This is a genomic window from Nocardia paucivorans NBRC 100373 (genome assembly GCF_000308675.1).
GTDB lineage: Bacteria > Actinomycetota > Actinomycetes > Mycobacteriales > Mycobacteriaceae > Nocardia > Nocardia paucivorans.
Genome location: NZ_BAGE01000033.1, coordinates 1 through 369, shown reverse-complemented (window position 1 = coordinate 369; position 369 = coordinate 1). Strand labels below are relative to the sequence as shown.

1 pseudogene is annotated in these 369 nt (G+C 61.2%); it reads right to left on the bottom strand.

The annotated features are described in order from the left end of the window. Positions 1-369: pseudogene (locus ON32_RS07910) on the bottom strand (cytochrome bc1 complex cytochrome b subunit); the annotation flags it as partial.

The following is a 369-nucleotide window of genomic DNA, read 5'->3' as shown; positions in this document are numbered from 1 at the left end:
TTTGTTCATCTTCTTCGGCACGGTCGCGCCCTGATACTCCAACGGCACCGGATGCCCGTGCTCGTCCACCGGCCCCAACGGCTGATGCACCTCGATGTACTCACCATGCGGCAGCCGCTTGATCACACCGGTCTCGATACCGTGCTCGAGCACCGCGCGATCGCTGCGCTGCAACCCGATGCAGAACCGGTAGGCCAGGAAATACGCGATGGGCGGCGCGATCAACAAACCGATCCGACCGATCCAGGTCGTCGCGTTCAACGAGATATCGAACTTCAACGCGATGATGTCGTTGACACACGACAACGTCAGCACCAGGTAGAACGTGATCGCCATGGCGCCGATCGCCGTGCGCACGGGAACATCGCG